This window comes from Aeromicrobium phragmitis (assembly GCF_003674095.1).
GTDB lineage: Bacteria > Actinomycetota > Actinomycetes > Propionibacteriales > Nocardioidaceae > Aeromicrobium > Aeromicrobium phragmitis.
This window is the reverse complement of the sequence record NZ_RDBF01000011.1, coordinates 52,232-69,196: the sequence shown is the minus strand read 5'-3', so window position 1 is coordinate 69,196 and position 16,965 is coordinate 52,232. Positions and strand designations below refer to the sequence as shown.

Here is a 16,965-nt window from a genome sequence, read left to right as displayed (position 1 = left end):
TAATACTAGCGTGTCCGACCTCACACCGCGTCGCCCCGCCGACGAGACCGCGTTGCCCCGTCTCGACTTCCACCCCTACCGCTGGGGCGACCCGGCGCACGCCGTGACGCTCTCGGAGCGGCTCGCCGGCGCGCTCGGACTCGTAGGAATCACCGTGCGCGAGACCCCGCCGACGCCGGTGAGCGACCTGCGGCTGCCGCCCTCGCGCCTCGGCGACGCCCTCCGCTCCTCGCTCGTCGAATTGCTCGGCGAGGAACATGTGAGCACCGACCACGACGACCGGGTCGCGCACGCCGCGGGGTGGTCCACCCCGGACCTGCTGCGGCTGCGCACCGACGCCCTCGCCGACGCGCCCGACGTCGTCCTCCGCCCAGCCGACCACGAGCAGGTCGTCGCGCTTCTCCAGTGGTGCAGTGAGCAGCGCGTGGCCGTGGTTCCCTACGGCGGCGGCACATCCGTCGTCGGCGGACTGGCCGCACAACGCGACGGTTTCGAGGCGCTCGCGTCACTCGACCTCGGCCGGCTCGACCGGCTCGTCGACCTGGACGCGGAGTCCCGGGTGGCCACGCTCGAGGCCGGATTGCGGGCGCCGAACGCCGAGGAACTGGTCGCCGCCCACGGCTTCACGATCGGCCACTTCCCGCAGTCGTACGCCGGCGCGTCCATCGGCGGGTTCGCGGCAGCGCGTTCGGCCGGCCAGTCCTCGGCGGGATACGGGCGCTTCGACGACATGGTCGTCGGGCTCACCGTCGCCACGCCGCGCGGCACGATCGAGGTCGGGCATGCGCCGAGATCAGCTGCCGGCCCGGACTGGCGACAGATCCTGCTCGGCTCGGAGGGCGCCTTCGGGGTCATCACTCGGGTGCGGGTGCGGGTGCGGCCGCTGCCGGCGGTCCGGGTGTTCGAGGGGTGGCGGTTCCCGGATTTCGCCTCGGGTGTCGCTGCGCTGCGGAGGCTGGCGCAAGATGGCCCGCTGCCCACCGTGCTGCGGCTCTCTGACGAACTGGAGACGCTGGTCAACCTCGCCGACCCCACGGAGTCACTCGAGGAGTCGCCGGGCAGCTGCCTGGCCGTGACGGGCTACGAGGGAACGACGGAGGACGTGGCCCGCCGGCGCGAGGCGGCGACCGCGGTGTTGCACGACGCCGGCGGCACACCGCTCGGCGAGGGCCCGGGAGAGGCCTGGCGGGCCGGCCGATTCAACGCACCGTATCTGCGCGATCCGCTGCTCGAGCACGGCGTCCTGATCGAAACCCTCGAGACGGCGACGTTCTGGTCCTCCCTGCTCGAGGTGCGCCAGTCCGTCAGCGACGCGCTCACCACAGCGCTCGCCGAGCAGGGCACGCCCGGCATCGCGATGTGCCATGTTTCCCACGTCTACGAGACCGGTGCATCGCTCTACTTCACGGTGGCTGCACAGCAGGCATCCGACCCGCTCGCCCAGTGGGCCGTCGCCAAGCGCGCCGCCAACGAGGCGATCTCCCACCTCGGCGCGGCGCCCAGCCACCACCACGGCATCGGCGTCGACCACCGCGAGGTGTACACCGAGCAGCTGGGGCCGGTGGCGACCGAGGCGTTGCAGGCGCTCAAGGCGTCGCTCGACCCGGCCGGCATCCTCAATCCGGGTGTCCTCCTCCCCCGCCGGGATCGCTGACATGACCGCCTTCACCGCGCTGCTCAACCCGATCTCGGGCACCGGCGGCACCAGCCGCGAACGGTGGGAGCCGGTGGCGCGCGCCTTGCGAGCCGCGGGCGCCGAGGTGGGCGAGGAGCTGACGACGAGCGCATCGCAGGCCACCCAGCGAGCCGGGGAACTGTCGAGCGAGGGCCGGGTCGTCATCGCTGTCGGCGGCGACGGCCTGGTTCGTGATGCCGCCGGTGGAGTGATCGCCGCCGGCGGCACCTTGGGCATCGTCCCGGCGGGACGGGGTAACGACCTCGCCGTCGGGCTCGGCCTCCCGGACGATCCGCAGGGGCTCGCCCGCGTCCTCCTCGACGGCACCGTGCGAAGCATCGACGTGCTCGACGCCGACGGGATCGTCGTGCCCGGCAACGTCTATGCCGGGGTGGATTCACACTCGACGCGCATCATCAACCGGTACCGCTGGATGCCGCCGCTGCTGCTCTACCGGCTCGCTCCCGTGCTCGCCGTGCTGCGCTGGAGACCGACGATCTTCGAGCTCACCCTCGACGGCGAGCGGGTCGAGGAGCGGCTGATGATGCTCGTGGCGGCGAACTCCGGACGCTACGGTCACGGCCTTCACATCGTCCCCAGCGCCCGCCTCGACGACGGGCTCATTCATCTGCTGACCGTCGACGGCGACGCTCCCCTGCGCCAGCTCGCCTCATTCATGAAGGAGGCCAAGACCGGAACCCACGTGCGCCGCCCGCAGGTCACCGTCCGCACCGCTCGCGAGGTGACGGTCCGTGCCCGTGGCCCCGTGCCGTTCGGCGCCGACGGCGACGAGATCGCCGAGCAGGCGATCACCGTGCGCATCCGTCCCCGCGCGCTCGCCGTCCTCGCGCCGACGAACTAGCCGCGGACGGTCACGACTCCTCGCCGGGAGTGGGTCTCGACTCGGGGAGAACCTCGTCGGCGGCGCCCAAATTCCGAGCTGCCACGATCCCGTCGCGCACTCCGAGGCGGATGACGAGGTACAAGCCGTAGAACCCGATCAGGGTCAACATCAATCCAGCCAAGGCGTCCATAATTCCTTCTCGCGGAGTGTCGTCCATGCTGAACCGCGTGGCACGTCGGTGAGTCCCCGCCAGGCTATGTCACGGAAACGGACGTGTCACCCCCACAGGCGAGCTCGAGACGACGCACCGACTCGCCCTTCCCGCCCTCGTCGCCAATTTCGCTACTCCGCCTTCGGAAGCGCCTCCGATGCGTCCATCCGGACGATGCGACGATTTCCAAGGGGGTGAGTGGTGGTCACAAGGATGGAGGCAGTGCGACCGAGGAGTACGCATCGTTCAGGTGCGTCAGCCACCGCTCCTACGACAATGGCCACCCGGATCTCCTCCGATTCTTCCTCGACTACCGCCCGTGCTCCATAGCAGTCCGGGCTGCCGGTCGAGAAATAGAATCGCAGTTCCCGATCCGAGACCTTCTCGTACTTTCTCCACCGCACGACCCTTTCGTGATTCATATCAGCCGGCGGAGACTCATCGTTCAGTGATCCTCTCGCGCCAGAAGGCGCTGGGTCTGGTTGCGCCGCGCCTGCTCCGCTACTGGAGGCGTCGTGCTGACCAGCGCAGCCCGAGACGAGAGCTGCCAGCAGCACGCAGATGACCCACCCGCCGCTCACCGACGGTTTAGTGAGAGCGACACGTGGAGACCGCGCCCCTGCTCGTTTCACCAGTCTGCATCCGCGAGCGAATACAAACCCGCGAGGCGATCGTCGAAGAGCGGAGCAGCCATCCAGTCGAAACTATCAACGGGTCCGAACGAGGTGACGCTTCGGACCATCCCCTGGCCACTGGAGATATCGTACTGGTAGAGCCATGGCCCGCCCGATGATCCGGTGCCGAAATTGCAACCACTCATTCTGTGGAATAGATAAAAGGCCTGTACTGTAGCGCCAGTTGTGCCCGAGCAGGCCCACATGAGCTGGCCGTCATTCAAATTTGCGGGGTAACCGAAGATGTCAGTCTCGAAGGAGACTCCACCGCCGGTCACAATCCCATGGCCGCCCACCGCGTCGACAACTCGCTCGCCGTACTCGTTGTTGTAAAGGGTGACGAACGCGACGTCGGAATTGTACCCGCGCGCGCTACCCCCGTACGTGGCCCAGTCGCTGAAAGTACGGAGAGCGTAAGCAACGAACGCCCCTTCGGGGCGCGTGCCGTTGTTATACCCCGGGACGAAGATCCAGTTGTGGTACCACGTCTTCCCTGGGCCACCGTGCACGCAGTGGCCCGCCGTGATGACCATGCGTTGTGATCCACTTGAAACAGCAGACGCAGAGCATTCAAAATTGTCTGTCCCCTGCGCATCGGTGAAGAAGACCTTCCCATTGGTATGGGAGAAGTTGGTGACGGGACCGGTCTGTCGGCGAGGGGTTTCACCTGCCGGCCGCGTTGGTTGAGCAACGGCCCTCAACGGTTTCGGATCTTCGCGCAGCATATCGCCACTGCCACCGCCGTCACCGGACACCGAAATGGGCGGCTCCACCGGGATTGCCTCAGCCATTCGCTCCGGGGTCCAGTATTCGAGGACGGCGTCACGACGGCTGGCACTATCATGCCTCGATTCAGCGAGATTCATAGAAATCGGAGCACGGACCCCGATCGTCGTTGATGCGGGCGGCGTTGGAGCATCACCTCCATCGTTCGGCGATGCGGCCGACGCTGGCATGAGCAGTCCAACACCTGCGATCATCAGTGAGGCGGCCGCAAGACTGCGTAAAACTCTCGTCACTGCGAAATTGCGCATGCCAGATCCCCCTTTGATTTTCGGACGAGGCCGATGAGGGGGGCCGTCCCGGGGAAGACACCGGGACGAAGGATGGCCATATCCGCTAATGAAGACGTCCAATCGGACTAGGTGATTCCATTTTATCAGCCCCGCCCCACATGCGTCACCCCCGTTTTCCGGTTCTGACCCCACCGGAACGCAACAGCGCTCTCCAGGCGGCCCCGGAATCAACTCGGCTTTCGCAATATCGGATTCGACCAGCTACACGACGATACGGTCGCGGCCGGCGACCATCGACATTGTCGAAGCGTAGGGGACCTAGCGCGCTAGAACCGGCCGCTGCTCTTGCGGGCTCGGCGGGACAGCGAGTCGATTGTGAGGCGAGCAGGAGGACGGAGCCGGTGACGATGTACCGGATCTCGCGGCGACGCCGATGAGGTTGAGGCCGCTCGTGATCGACTGCAGCACAAGCATGCCGAGTAGCGCGGCGAAGGCGGAGCCGCGCTTGCCGAACAGACTCACGCCGCCGATGACGGCTGCCGCGATCGCCATGAGGTTGGGGTCGGTGCCGCCGCTGGATTGCGCGACCGACTGCAGACGTCCGGGCCGAGATCGCCCGCTCCACTTTCCTGGCGGCGGCGACCGTCTCCAACATCGTCAACGAGCTCGTCGCCGGTGGCGTGGTCGACACCGTCGCCGGTGTCGGGCGTCGCGGAGCAATCGTCCGGGTTGCCCGGTCGGCCGGTGTCGTCGCCGGGATCGACTTCGGTCACGCGCACGTACGGGTCTGCTTCGCCGATTTCGGCGGCACCATTCTCGGGAGCGAACGCGCACCGCTCGACATCGACCGCGATTACCGCGACGGGCTCAAACTCGCCCTGAGCATGCTGAACCGGCTCGTGGAGCAGCTCCACGACACCGTGTCGCTGCGTGCCCTGGGCGTCGGGCTGCCGGCCCCGATCAGCGCGGACGGCGTCATCAACTCACAGCTCGATCCTGCCCGGTTAAACCGGCGTCGTCACGAACACGCGGTGAGTGAGCGGTTCGGAGTGCCGGCGCAGGTCGACAACGACGGCAACCTCCATGCGCTGGCCGAGTATGCCCAAGGAGCGGGGCTCGGGGTCAGGCGGATGGCTTACCTGAAGATCTCCTCGGGCATCGGCGCAGGCCTCGTCCTGGACGGCCGGATCTTCCGCGGTCGCATCGGCGCGGCCGGGCAGCTCGGTCACCTCACGATAGACGAGGACGGCCCCCTGTGCCGCTGCGGCAGTCGCGGATGCCTGGAGTCGTACGTCGGCGGAACCTCGTTGACCCAGCAGTTCAGCAGCTTCGAGTCCGGACTCACCGTGCGCGAATTCGTCGACCGGGCGGTCGAGGGCGACCTCGGCGCCCGGCGGCTCATCGAGGACGCCGGCCGGCACCTGGATCGCGCGGCCGCGGCACTCGCGCAGATCTTCCCGCCCGAGCTCATCGTCGTCGGCGGTGACATGGCCAAGGCCGGTGACGTGCTCCTCGCCGGTGTTCGCGACGGTCTGCGCCGCCACGCCCTCGAGCCCAACGCTGTGTGCACCGAGGTTGCGCGAGCGACCGTCGGCGCCCGCGCCCCCGCCGTCGGAGCGGTGCGCGCCGCCCTCGAGGCCGTCACCATCTGACCGAAGCGACGACGAAGGCCCCCGGGAAATCCCGGGGGCCTTCGCGTGGTGCGGGTGACTCAGGCGATCAGAAGCCCATGCCGCCCATGTCGCCCATGTCGGGCGCGCCGCCACCGGCCGGAGCGGGCTCCGGCTTGTCGGCGACGACGGCCTCGGTGGTGAGGAACAGGGCCGCGATGCTGGCCGCGTTCTGCAGCGCCGAACGCGTGACCTTGGCGGGGTCGATGATGCCCTCGGCGATCATGTCGACGTACTCGCCGCTGGCCGCGTTGAGACCGTGACCGGCCTCGAGGCCGGCGACCTTCTCCGCCACGACGCCGCCCTCGAGGCCGGCGTTGACCGCGATCTGCTTGAGCGGAGCCGAAGCCGCCGTGCGCACGATGTTGGCGCCGGTCGCCTCGTCTCCCTCGAGCTCGAGCTTCTCGAACGCCGCAGCCGTGGCCTGGACGAGAGCGACGCCGCCGCCGGCGACGATGCCCTCCTCGACGGCCGCCTTGGCGTTGCGGACGGCGTCCTCGATACGGTGCTTGCGCTCCTTGAGCTCGACCTCGGTGGCCGCGCCGACCTTGATGACGGCCACGCCGCCGGCGAGCTTGGCCAGACGCTCCTGGAGCTTCTCCCGGTCGTAGTCCGAATCGCTGTTCTCGATCTCGGCCTTGATCTGGTTGACGCGACCGTTGATCTGCTCCTGCGAGCCGCCGCCCTCGACGATCGTGGTCTCGTCCTTGGTGGTGACGACCTTGCGGGCCGTACCGAGCAGCGTGAGATCAGCGTTCTCGAGCTTGAGGCCGACCTCCTCGCTGATGACCTCGCCACCGGTGAGGATGGCGATGTCGGCGAGCATCGCCTTGCGGCGGTCACCGAAGCCGGGGGCCTTGATGGCGACCGACTTGAAGGTGCCACGCATCTTGTTGACGATGAGGGTGGCGAGCGCCTCGCCCTCGACGTCCTCGGCGATGATCGCGAGCGGCTTGCCCGACTGCATGACCTTCTCGAGGACCGGAACGAGGTCCTTCACCGAGCTGATCTTGCTGTTGACGATGAGGATGTAGGGGTCCTCGAGGACCGTCTCCATGCGCTCGGGGTCGGTGACGAAGTAACCCGACAGGTGACCCTTGTCGAAGCGCATCCCCTCGGTGAGCTCGAGCTCGAGGCCGAAGGTGTTCGACTCCTCGACGGTGATGACGCCTTCCTTGCCGACCTTGTCCATCGCCTCGGCGATGATCTCGCCGACCGTGGTGTCGGCGGCGGAGATGGAGGCGGTCGAGGCGATCTGCTCAGTCGTCTCGATCTCCTTGGCCATCCCGTGCAGCTGCTCGGTGATGGCCTCGACGGCGGTCTCGATGCCCTTCTTGAGGCTCATCGGGTTGGCGCCGGCAGCGACGTTGCGCAGACCCTCGCGGACGAGTGCCTGGGCGAGGACGGTGGCGGTGGTGGTGCCGTCACCGGCGACGTCGTCGGTCTTCTTGGCGACCTCCTTGACGAGCTCGGCCCCGATCTTCTCGTAGGGCTCTTCGAGCTCGATTTCCTTGGCGATGGACACGCCGTCGTTGGTGATGGTGGGGGCGCCCCACTTCTTCTCCAGGACGACGTTGCGACCCTTGGGGCCGAGCGTTACCTTGACGGCGTCGGCGAGCTGATTCATGCCCCGCTCGAGGCCGCGGCGCGCTTCCTCGTTGAATGCAATGGACTTGGCCATGGTGTGCGTATCTCCCACACATGTTCGTAGGTACGGATCGGGCGATGCCCGCGACGGACGACCGCTGTCGATGCCGATCCCGTCTCGGCTCGCCAGCCGGCCTCATCGGACCGATCCGGTCTAGCACTCTCACTATACGAGTGCTAATCAACGCATCGCAATACAGGTGGGACCGGTCGTTCACCGTCGGGCGGTCATTCCTCGTCCGAGCCCTCGGCACGGCGTCGTTCCTCGGACTCCTCGGCCTCGTCGCGCCGGTCCTTGCGAGCGATGTAGAGGATCGCCCCGACCACGGCTGCCGCCGGAACGAGTGCCGGCAGGGCCAGCAACGCCGAGTGGTCGGCCATCAACTGCTCGCCCACGAATTCCACGCGCCTCACCTTGTCAGACCGAGAGCAACAGGTACAGGCCCATGAAGGTGTACGCCACCATGAGCACCATCATCGCGAGCTGTCCGGTCAGTCGGTGCGCCCGCGGAAGTGTGAGCAGCGCTCGGTCATGCGCCGCGAGAACCGCGAGGATGTGACCCCCGACGACGAAGGCCACCTTGAGAGTGCCGACCAGCATCGGGCGTTCAGACAGCCAGAACGAGGGCGTCGCGTCCACGGAGAGCAGGTCGATCACCGCGCGCTGGCCCTTCTCGACCAGGTAGGTCAGATAGTGGGCGAACACATAGCCGACGACGATCGGCACGAGCGTGTGCACGAGGTCGCCCGGCAACTCGCGGCGCTGCGCGCGGGACACCCCGCCCGTCGCCATCGCGGCCACGACGAAGGCGAGGCCGACCACGAGGACGAAAACGACCAGCGCCACCGTGTCACCGAGGGTCGACATGTCGCGGATTTGCCACTCCTGCGATGCCCCGAAGCTGTCGAAGGCCGTGGAACCGAGCAGGACCGCGACCACGGCGATCAGCCCGCGATCCAGCGGTAGGGTCGGCAGGCCCCGTAGCGGGTTGTGCGGGCGCCAGCGCCGGTCGACGACCAGCGGCGACAGCCGGGCGACGACCGCACTGTAGACGTCGAACGGGTCGGCGCGGTTGAACCAGCGCGGGCCGAATACGACACCGCCTGCCAGGGTGAGGACGGCGTAGCCCCCGAGCCACCAGCGCACCGACGCGACGGCGCCGGGGTCCGGCGAGCACAGTTCGAGCCAGACGAAGGCGAACAGCCCAGCAGCGGCCGGCCAGTAGCCCAGGCGGCTGGGGTAACGCAGGAACCCCTGGGGACGACCGAGCGCGCGACCGATGAGCCGCTGGGCACCGCGCCACGGCGACAGATCCCGCCACACGTGCCCGGCAAGCAGTGCGAGTGGGACCGGGCTCACCCACAACCACGTGTAGAAGAAGCCGACGGCACCGTCTTGCCGTTGCTCCGAGCCGAGGTACAGCGCGCCGTAGACCCAGGCCGTGACGACGGTGCCGATGAGCGTGAGCCAGCTGCGGACGCCCGGCGGCCGGCCGATGTCGAGCGGCTCGGCGAATCGGGGCTTGCGCCAGGCGAACGCGACGACGGCGAAGGTGATCGTCAGTGCCCACGCTCCCCCGATCACTGCGACGGGGAACGGGATCGGTAGGTCGGTCTGTCCACCGAGTCCGTGCGTCGCGATCGGGCCGGCGATCAGCATCACGGTGTGACGACGAGCGTCACGATCGTGGCGTGGAGGCCGTGTGACTCGATCGCGATCTGGCCCGGGATCTGGGGTGTGTAGCTGAACTCTTCGCTCTCCATACCGGCCTCGACCGCCCAGGTCGCCTCAGGCTCGCCATGGACGTGCAGTTCGTCCTCGGCGTCGCTGGTCACCTGTGCGACGACTTCTTGTCCGACCCCGACCTCGACCCGCTCGTTCGTGGGCGTGATCGTCCCGTCGGCGATGCTGACCTCGATGACGATCGGCTCTGCGGCTTCCTCGGCCCCACCTGAGGAGGAGCCGCACCCCGCGAGCAGCACGCCGGCAGCGATGGCCACCAGAATCCGCGCCCTCATCGCCCGATCGCCTCCGACGGAACCGCAGGTGCGGCGGTGTCGTCGCGGACCGCGCGCGAGACACGACCGACCGCGACGGCGATACCCCACAGCATCACGAGCGTGCAGACGAGGACCACCGCGTTGCCCACCGTCCACAGCCACATCGGAGCACCGAGGTCGCGCTCGCGCTGAAGGATCTCGATCTCGCGGATGAACTCCCGTGTGACGGTGTCCTCGACCGGCAGTTCCTCCGCGCCGATCGCGGGATCCGCGGGCAGGTACACCGGGACCGCGGTCAGCATCCGCTCGTCCTGCACGCGCACGAGGGTCTTCCAGTTGCCGCCGATCGGCACGGGTTCGGTGGAGCGCCACGTGTTCTCACTCGTGCGCTCGAGGTTGTCCGACACGATGCCGGGACCGCCGCCCTGCCACGCCATCGCCTGCACCCAGGTGTAGTCCTCGTCGACGAGGTCAGCGGGCTCCACCGTCATCTCGATCTCGACCGCGGGCTCCTGCGCCGTTCCGACCTGCTCGATCACCAGCCGCGCCGAGGCGTCCTTGGGCGTCGTGTAGTACAGGCCGTTGGCGATGCTGGCCGCCAGGACCAGGATCGCGCCGAGGTAGATGCTTCGACTCACGGTCGGACGGGGAAGGCGCCCCTGCATACCCAGGGCGAACAAGGCGCCGCACATGCCGGCGAAGATCGCCACCGGCACGGTCATCAGCAGGCCCTCAGCCCACATGTCGCGAGCCCACGGGAACGGGAAGAACGCATCGTTCCAGAGCTTCTCGATCGCCGAGCCGACGGTGCCGACAGCGAGGCCGGCCACGGCTCCGAACACGAGGGGCCGTCGTCGCAATGCCGTCATCGCCAGCAGCTCGACGAGGATGGCGGAGCCGAGGTAGAGCGGGAACAGATGGTGGGCCTGGCCGAACACCTCGCCCACGATGAGCGACACGATGCCGCGGGCGACGAGGAAGAACAGTGCCGCGGCGATCGCGATGCCCGGCCCGGCATAGAGGCGGGCGACCACGAAGGTCACGGCGGCGGCCAACGCGATCATCATCGGCGCGAACGGCATGCGGAACTGGGCGACGCCGAAGTCGAACTCGGCCTGGAACACGGACAGGCCGATGAGCATCGCACCGAAGGCGCAGGTGAGCGTCACCTTGTGTAACGCGCCGGTGCGCCGCGATCCGCGGTCGTAGTCCTCGCTGAGCTGCGCCTCGCGGTGCATCAGCACGATGCCCGCCGTCGAGAGTCCGGCACCGCCGATGAGCATGAGGTGGGTGGGGCCCCACAAGGTGACGTCCTGACCGAAGAGGCGGTGCCACACGTCGTCGAGCGGGAAACCGATCAGTGCGTAGATGCCGCAGCCGGCGATGAGGACCGCGCTCACCGGAGCGAACCATCGCCGGGTGATGCGCACCGCTGCGCGAGAGGGACGACGTCCGTCACGCTCGTAGACGATGCCGATCATGCCCGCGATGAAGAGCGCGAACAGGCCGATGAGGATGAGGTAGTGCGCGGGGTTGGCCAGGGGGCCTTCGTCACGGCCGCGGCCGGCGTGAAGGCTCACATCCCACATGAAGCCGAGGAGCGCCACGACGAGCGCACCGGCGATGAAGAGTGAGGCGAACGCTGCCCAGCCCGGTTCGCCCGTCCGTCGCCGCAGCGCGTCGCCCGCGCGCGCGAACCATTCGATGCGGTGCGTGCGATGCGCCCAGGCGATCGCGAACAACGCGACCGTGAGCACCATGCTGGCGACGCTGAGGCCGATCACCTGGTCGAGTGCGGCCCCGCCCGCGGGCGCAGTAGCCGATTCGAGTCCCACCATGGGTGGAGTATGTCACCGGCTATGTGCCATCGCAAGTGTCACGATATCGGAGCGACTCCGTGCGCTTCACGCCCCTTGGGTCCGTCGACGACGTCGAGATCGACCAGTTGACCGTCATCGAGTGTCTTGAAGCCGTCGATAGCGATCTTCGACCAGTGGACGAAGACGTCGTCGTGGCCGTCGATTTCGATGAAGCCGTACCCCTTCTCGGGGTTGAACCACTTGACGGTGCCTCGCATCATGTGTTCCCACCTGTTCTGCGCCAGGGCCCCGGCCGGACCCCTCACGTTCAGCGTAACGTCGCCCGCCAGTCACGTGTAGAGCCGTTTCACATCCCCGACCCCGCCCGCACCGAGGACCCGCGACCGAGGAACGAGGGAGCGTATCGAGACCATCTCGCGTGACGTGGTCTCACACTCACCCCAACCCGCGATGCGGTCTCACACTCACCCCAAAGCTGGTCGAGTAGCGACCGAGGAACGAGGGAGCATATCGAGACCATCTCCCGTGACGCGGTCTCGATACTCACCCCAAAGCTGGTCGAGTAGCGACCGAGGAACGAGGGAGCGTATCGAGACCATCTCGCGTGACGTGGTCTCGATACGGTCGGTCGCTGAGCGACCTCCCTACTCGACCACCTACATTGCTCAGCAACCTCCGGCGACGGCGGGGCTCCGCCCCGCCCCGTACTCTCGCGAGCTCAACAGCCTCCGGCGACGGCGGGGATGATGGAGATCTGGGTGCCGTCGGGGGTCGTGGTGGCGAGGCCGTCGGCGAAGCGGACGTCCTCCTCGGCGACATAGATGTTGACGAAGCGACGCAGCTTGCCGTCCTCGTCGACGACGCGAGCCTTGATCCCCGGGTACGTCGATTCCAGCGAGTCGACGACCTCGGCGAGGGTCGCGCCTTCAGCGGTCACCTGCGACTCGTCGCCGGTATAGGTGCGCAGGATCGTGGGGATGCGGACGGACACGGACATACAGAACTCCTCGAAGTCGGAACAGGGGGTGCGGATCAGCCGATGCCGGCCGCGGTGAAGGCGTCGTAGGTGGGCGCGATCGTGGCGCGCGGACCGACCGAGCCGGCGACCGCGTCGAGGGTCTTGAGGCCGTGCCCGGTGTTGATGATGACCGTCTCGGCGTCCCGGTCCAGCTGTCCGGTCGCGACGAGCTTCTTCAGGACAGCAAGCGTCGTGCCCCCGGCGGTCTCGGTGAAGATGCCCTCGTTGCGGGCCAGCAGCACGATGGCCTCGCGAATCTCGTCGTCGCTGACCTGTTCCACGCTTCCGCCGGTCTGCCGCGCGATGTCGAGGACGTAGATGCCGTCGGCCGGGTTTCCGATCGCGAGCGACTTGGCGATCGTGTCGGGCCTGACCGGGCGGATCGCATCGACGCCGGCCTCGAACGCCGTGGCGACCGGCGAGCACCCCTCTGCCTGGGCACCGAAGACCTTGTACGGCTTGTCCTCGACGAGACCGAGCGCGATGAGCTCCTGGAACGCCTTGTGCACCTTGGTCAGCTGCGATCCGGAGGCCACCGGGATGACGATCTGGTCGGGCAGCCGCCAGCCGAGCTGCTCGGCGATCTCGTAGCCGAGCGTCTTGGACCCTTCGGCGTAGAAGGGGCGCACATTGACGTTGACGAACGCCCATCCCGGGTCCTCGCCGGCGATCTCGCTCGCGAGCTTGTTGACGTCGTCGTACGTGCCGTCGACCGCGACGAGGTTCTCGGTGAACACCGCGGAGTTGACCTGCTTGGGCGTCTCGAGATTGCTCGGGATGAACACCACCGTCGGGATGCCAGCGCGCGCCCCCGCCGCGGCGACGGCGTTGGCCAGGTTGCCGGTCGACGGGCAGGCGAACACGCGACTGCCCAGTTCTCGCGCGGCGCTGAGCGCGCAGGCCACGACGCGATCCTTGAACGAGTTGGTCGGGTTGGTGCTGTCGTCCTTGACCCAGAGTTTCGCGAGGCCGAGCCCTGCTGCGAGGTTGCGCGCGTCGAGGAGGCGGGTGAACCCGGGCTCGAGGTTGGGGCTGGCCTCGATGTCGTCGGGCACCGGCAGGAGCGCCTTGTAGCGCCAGATGTTGCGCGGGCCGGCTTCGATCTGCTCGCGAGAGACGCGACCGAAGTCGTAGGCCACCTCCAGCGGGCCGAAACAGTCCGAGCACGCGTAGTGGGGGCCGAGTTGCTGGGAGGCGCCGCACTCGCGACACGTCAGGTGGGTCGCGTTGCCGAAGGCACCGGCACGAAGCGTGGACGCAGAATCGAGCGTGAGGCTCACGAAGCTCTCCTTCATCTCTCCCAGGTCGGCTTTCGACCGGGACGGAATTAGCACCTGGCCGCCGATCGGCTGGTTGCTGGGGCTTCGCCGGGCCGTATCCCTCTGCCCCTCGTGATGAGTTGGCATCAGCGTAGTGAGCGCCCTCCGCACCGGCGAACGCGAGTCTCACCTTTCGAGACACGCGTCCATATCCTGGTCACCGTCGCCTTGCGTCATACGTTCTGCGGGTCCTGACCCTCGAAAGGTATGACGTTCGGCGGCCGGGCTTCACGCTGCGCGGCGCCAGCCACCGGCCTCGAGAGCGGAGGCCAGCTGATCGAGGAAATCGCCCGGCGCCACGCGCAGTCCGAGCACCGGGACGCGGAGGACGGTCGAGTGATCCAGTGCGATGTCGTTGTGCCGCAGCGCATCGCCGATGATCGCCTCCGCTCCGAGATGATGCACGCCGTCGACCTCGAGCGCGACATGGAACTCGGGCCACTCGGCATCGAGATAGGTCGTCCCTCGCGAGGTGCGCCGGACCCGCTGACGGCTCGGCGCGGGAAGGCCGGCGCGGCGACACATCCGCGCCAGGTCGATCTCCCCCATCGCCTGCGCGCCGCCCAATAGATCGACGACGATGTCCTCGAGCAGCCGACGCCGCCGGTCGCGGCGCACGGCGAGCAGTGCACGTCCGATGTCCTCGGCCGGGCAGAGCCGCTGCTGGACCACCATGGAGAGGATCGTCGCCGCCTGCCGGGGAGTCCGCACCCAGAGTGCAGCGTGCACCGCGGCTACCGGCACCCGCACCCGCGGGACTCCGGCCCGGACGATGTCCTCGGCGCGCCAGCGGCGAGTCTGGCGGATGACGACGCCGCGAGGACGACGGACCCGAGCGCCGCGCGGCACCGAGACTCGCTCGTGGTCGACCTCCCACCCGGTCAGGCCCGCTGCGGCGAGCGCACTGACACCGTCCAGCGCCGCTCGGGGCCCGGCTTCCAGGACTGCGTGCCAGCGACGGGCGGGCGGGGTGAGTTCTCCGGTGTGCTCCGCGATGGTCTGCCGGCCGTGCGCGCGCCACCGCTCTCCGCGCACGTTGGCCTGCAGTACCCATCGGCTCACCCCGGCCCGCAGCAACTGACCGCGTCCGGCCACCCCGTGCTGCGATGCGAAGAGCTGCTCGACCTCCCGGGCGATCGCGGGAGAGAGGTGGACGAGGGCGCGGCTGCTCATGGGCCGATCGTCGTTCGGTTGCCCTCTCCCGGCGAGTGACCGGCACGCGATCCTGTGGAGAACCTCGGGACGTCATACGTTCTGAGGCTCAGGACCCGCAGAACGTATGACGCAAGGAGAGGTGACGGGGCAGGGACGTGACGGTCAGGCGAGGGCGTCGGCGAGTTCGGTGAGCCAGGCGGCCACGTCGTCGGGACCGTCCAGCACGAGGTCCGAGCGAGGGACGAGCGCCTGCTGCTCGACCGACGCCGAGCAGACGAGGTGACCCCAGTGGCCGTCGGCCCGCAGGGCGTCGACGGCGTCGAACGCCGGGAGGTCGCCGAGGTCGTCGCCGGCGAACACGATCTGCCGCGCCTGGGTCTGCTCCACGAGCCCCAACAGAGCGTCGCCCTTGTTGGTCCCGGGGGCACGCAACTCGATGACCTGACGGCCAGGCTCGATCGCGAGACCCAGTTCATCGGCCAGCGCCTTCAACGGCCCCGCCAGCTCGTCGAGCAGGCCGGGCGCCACGCCCCGGGTATGCAGCGCGAGCGCGAGGCCCTTGTTCTCCAGCCGCACCGCTTCCGCATCGTGCTCGGCGAGCCACCGCGGAAGGCGGCGTTCGAGCTCGGCGACGGACTCCGGCTGCGGAGGCCGTGAGATGACACCGGTCGACGCGTCCCACCGCTCTGCGCCGTACTGCCCGCAGATCACGAGATGGTCGAGACCGCCGCTGGCCTCGAAGCGGCCGAGCCGGCGGACCTGATCGAGCGGGCGCCCGGTGATGATCGCGATCTGCCCCAGCCGTGACCCGAGGCGACACAGCGCCGCCAGCGATCCCGGGTGGATGAAGGCGCGCTGCGGATCCTCCACGATCGGAGCCAGCGTCCCGTCGAAATCGAGACCGAGCAAGGTTCCTTCGGGGTCGGTCAGGACCGGATCGGGAAGGCGGGCGGTCATGGTGTCGAGTATGCCCGGCGACGATCAGCGAGCCGACGTCAGGACCACCGTCAACCGGTTGCTCGGCATGTCCGCGAGATTCGGCATCAGCCGGCCGATCCCGAGGTCGGCCGCGAGCAGCTGGGCCTGCTCGTATCCGCCCGCCGGGTAGTAGATCGTGTCGCCCGGATAACTGCCGCGCGCGTTGCCCGATCCGACAACGGTCCACCCGGCGTTGCTGACCGTGCCGGAGGTCTGCGCGGCGAGGCCGGTGATGCGCGTGGCGTTCAGCACCATGACGCCGAGCGTCCTGGCGACGGGCGCCGTCTCGGGTTGAGTCTCCGTCTCGGGCTCGGTCTCCGACTCGGGCTCGGGCTCGGGCTCGGGCTCGGGCTCAGTCTCCGATTCCGGTTCGGGTTCCGACGGCGGCGCGGGCTCGGACTCCTCGCTCGGCGTGGGCGTGGCGAGCGTGGGCGGCTGGACGCTGGGGGTCCCGGCATCGCCTCGCTGCAGCGCGAGGGCGACGAGCACGCCGGTGAGAACGGCGAGCGCGGTGAGTCCGGCCAGAATCGCGGTACGCCGACCGGACTCGCGCCGATGCGACGGGGCGGGAGGACCCTCGACGGTCACGGCTCAGACGTCGAAGCCGAGCCGGCGGGCCGAGCGCTGACGCTGACGCTGCGCACGCAGACGGCGCAGGCGCTTGACCAGCAGCGGGTCGAAGGCGAGGGCTTCCTCGGTGTCGATCAGGGCGTTGAGCAGCTGGTAGTACCGCGTGGCGGACATCTCGAACTTCTCCCGGATCGCCTGCTCCTTGGCTCCCGCATACTGCCACCAGTAGCGTTCCAGGGCGAGCATCTCGCGATCACGGTCGGAGAGGGAGCTGGCGGACTCATCGGGCGCCTGCGACTTCTCCACTGCACTCATGGCGACGATCCTACGGCATGAATCACACCGCTGTCATTCATGATGGCGAGCC

Annotated in this window: 17 protein-coding genes and 1 riboswitch; of the genes, 3 read left to right on the top strand and 14 right to left on the bottom strand. The window is 68.4% G+C overall.

What is annotated here, in order from left to right; translation table 11 throughout:
- Positions 1–10: 10 nt before the first annotated feature.
- Together D9V41_RS13235 and D9V41_RS13230 are read left to right on the top strand one after the other, a co-directional pair.
- The gene (locus D9V41_RS13235) at positions 11–1,654 is read left to right on the top strand and encodes an FAD-binding oxidoreductase (RefSeq protein ID WP_121795054.1); all 1,644 of its coding nucleotides are present in this window, start codon (positions 11–13) and stop codon (positions 1,652–1,654) included.
- Between the two features lies 1 nt (position 1,655).
- The gene (locus D9V41_RS13230) at positions 1,656–2,537 is read left to right on the top strand and encodes a diacylglycerol/lipid kinase family protein (RefSeq protein WP_121795120.1); all 882 of its coding nucleotides are present in this window, start codon (positions 1,656–1,658) and stop codon (positions 2,535–2,537) included.
- Positions 2,538–2,547: 10 nt separating this feature from the next.
- Here the strand turns inward: D9V41_RS13230 and D9V41_RS17855 are convergent, their stop codons facing one another.
- Positions 2,548–2,688, bottom strand: a complete 141-nt coding sequence (locus D9V41_RS17855) for a hypothetical protein (RefSeq protein ID WP_166376042.1) — start codon at positions 2,686–2,688, stop codon at positions 2,548–2,550.
- Between the two features lie 670 nt (positions 2,689–3,358).
- Positions 3,359–4,438 carry a trypsin-like serine peptidase gene (locus tag D9V41_RS17600; RefSeq protein ID WP_133434188.1) on the bottom strand — a complete coding sequence of 360 codons (1,080 nt, stop codon included), beginning with the start codon at positions 4,436–4,438 and terminating at the stop codon, positions 3,359–3,361.
- A gap of 662 nt (positions 4,439–5,100) precedes the next feature.
- Here D9V41_RS17600 and D9V41_RS13215 point away from each other — a divergent pair.
- Complete coding sequence (locus D9V41_RS13215; RefSeq protein WP_166376041.1) at positions 5,101–6,072, top strand: ROK family protein; 972 nt, start codon at positions 5,101–5,103, stop codon at positions 6,070–6,072.
- Between the two features lie 67 nt (positions 6,073–6,139).
- Here D9V41_RS13215 and groL read toward each other — a convergent pair whose 3' ends face one another.
- The 12 genes from groL to D9V41_RS13160 form a co-directional block, all read right to left on the bottom strand.
- Positions 6,140–7,771, bottom strand: a complete 1,632-nt coding sequence (gene groL, locus D9V41_RS13210) for a chaperonin GroEL (RefSeq protein ID WP_121795051.1) — start codon at positions 7,769–7,771, stop codon at positions 6,140–6,142.
- 194 nt (positions 7,772–7,965) lie between these two features.
- The gene (locus D9V41_RS17850; protein ID WP_166376037.1) at positions 7,966–8,142 is read right to left on the bottom strand and encodes a hypothetical protein; all 177 of its coding nucleotides are present in this window, start codon (positions 8,140–8,142) and stop codon (positions 7,966–7,968) included.
- A 13-nt stretch (positions 8,143–8,155) separates the two neighbouring features.
- Positions 8,156–9,397 carry a hypothetical protein gene (locus tag D9V41_RS13205; protein WP_121795050.1) on the bottom strand — a complete coding sequence of 414 codons (1,242 nt, stop codon included), beginning with the start codon at positions 9,395–9,397 and terminating at the stop codon, positions 8,156–8,158.
- On the bottom strand, positions 9,397–9,756 hold the full coding sequence (locus D9V41_RS13200; protein WP_121795049.1) for a hypothetical protein: 360 nt from the start codon (positions 9,754–9,756) through the stop codon (positions 9,397–9,399). Before D9V41_RS13200 ends, D9V41_RS13205 begins: the two co-directional genes overlap by 1 nt.
- Positions 9,753–11,576 carry a hypothetical protein gene (locus tag D9V41_RS13195; RefSeq protein WP_121795048.1) on the bottom strand — a complete coding sequence of 608 codons (1,824 nt, stop codon included), beginning with the start codon at positions 11,574–11,576 and terminating at the stop codon, positions 9,753–9,755. The genes D9V41_RS13200 and D9V41_RS13195 overlap by 4 nt, the downstream gene beginning before the upstream one ends.
- A 38-nt stretch (positions 11,577–11,614) precedes the next feature.
- Entirely contained in the window at positions 11,615–11,818 is a 204-nt protein-coding gene (locus tag D9V41_RS13190) for a cold shock domain-containing protein (protein ID WP_121795047.1), read from the bottom strand.
- 458 nt (positions 11,819–12,276) lie between these two features.
- The gene (locus tag D9V41_RS13185; RefSeq protein ID WP_121795046.1) at positions 12,277–12,555 is read right to left on the bottom strand and encodes a ubiquitin-like small modifier protein 1; all 279 of its coding nucleotides are present in this window, start codon (positions 12,553–12,555) and stop codon (positions 12,277–12,279) included.
- Positions 12,556–12,590: 35 nt separating this feature from the next.
- A complete protein-coding gene (thrC, locus tag D9V41_RS13180) occupies positions 12,591–13,856 on the bottom strand; it encodes a threonine synthase (RefSeq protein WP_243697273.1) in 1,266 nt (421 codons plus the stop codon).
- Positions 13,857–13,864: 8 nt separating this feature from the next.
- Positions 13,865–13,977: riboswitch (SAM riboswitch) on the bottom strand.
- 146 nt (positions 13,978–14,123) lie between these two features.
- The gene (locus tag D9V41_RS13175; protein WP_121795044.1) at positions 14,124–15,068 is read right to left on the bottom strand and encodes a hypothetical protein; all 945 of its coding nucleotides are present in this window, start codon (positions 15,066–15,068) and stop codon (positions 14,124–14,126) included.
- A gap of 144 nt (positions 15,069–15,212) precedes the next feature.
- Positions 15,213–16,007 carry a trehalose-phosphatase gene (otsB, locus tag D9V41_RS13170; protein WP_121795043.1) on the bottom strand — a complete coding sequence of 265 codons (795 nt, stop codon included), beginning with the start codon at positions 16,005–16,007 and terminating at the stop codon, positions 15,213–15,215.
- A 24-nt stretch (positions 16,008–16,031) separates the two neighbouring features.
- Positions 16,032–16,616: a LytR C-terminal domain-containing protein gene (locus D9V41_RS18345; RefSeq protein WP_121795042.1), complete on the bottom strand. Its 585-nt coding sequence runs from the start codon at positions 16,614–16,616 to the stop codon at positions 16,032–16,034.
- A 3-nt stretch (positions 16,617–16,619) separates the two neighbouring features.
- Positions 16,620–16,913, bottom strand: a complete 294-nt coding sequence (locus D9V41_RS13160; RefSeq protein ID WP_121795041.1) for a DUF3263 domain-containing protein — start codon at positions 16,911–16,913, stop codon at positions 16,620–16,622.
- Between the last annotated feature and the right edge of the window lie 52 nt (positions 16,914–16,965).

Bases quoted from the DNA above. Each gene is read 5' to 3' on its own strand.
- D9V41_RS13195 (WP_121795048.1), bottom strand. From the start codon at position 11,576: ATGGTGGGACTCGAATCGGCTACTGCGCCCGCGGGCGGGGCCGCACTC.
- D9V41_RS13175 (WP_121795044.1), bottom strand. From the start codon at position 15,068: ATGAGCAGCCGCGCCCTCGTCCACCTCTCTCCCGCGATCGCCCGGGAG.
- D9V41_RS13205 (WP_121795050.1), bottom strand. From the start codon at position 9,397: ATGCTGATCGCCGGCCCGATCGCGACGCACGGACTCGGTGGACAGACC.
- D9V41_RS13185 (WP_121795046.1), bottom strand. From the start codon at position 12,555: ATGTCCGTGTCCGTCCGCATCCCCACGATCCTGCGCACCTATACCGGC.
- groL (WP_121795051.1), bottom strand. From the start codon at position 7,771: ATGGCCAAGTCCATTGCATTCAACGAGGAAGCGCGCCGCGGCCTCGAG.
- otsB (WP_121795043.1), bottom strand. From the start codon at position 16,007: ATGACCGCCCGCCTTCCCGATCCGGTCCTGACCGACCCCGAAGGAACC.
- D9V41_RS17600 (WP_133434188.1), bottom strand. From the start codon at position 4,438: ATGCGCAATTTCGCAGTGACGAGAGTTTTACGCAGTCTTGCGGCCGCC.
- D9V41_RS13230 (WP_121795120.1), top strand. From the start codon at position 1,656: ATGACCGCCTTCACCGCGCTGCTCAACCCGATCTCGGGCACCGGCGGC.
- D9V41_RS13160 (WP_121795041.1), bottom strand. From the start codon at position 16,913: ATGAGTGCAGTGGAGAAGTCGCAGGCGCCCGATGAGTCCGCCAGCTCC.
- D9V41_RS13190 (WP_121795047.1), bottom strand. From the start codon at position 11,818: ATGATGCGAGGCACCGTCAAGTGGTTCAACCCCGAGAAGGGGTACGGC.
- D9V41_RS17855 (WP_166376042.1), bottom strand. From the start codon at position 2,688: ATGTTGACCCTGATCGGGTTCTACGGCTTGTACCTCGTCATCCGCCTC.
- D9V41_RS13200 (WP_121795049.1), bottom strand. From the start codon at position 9,756: ATGAGGGCGCGGATTCTGGTGGCCATCGCTGCCGGCGTGCTGCTCGCG.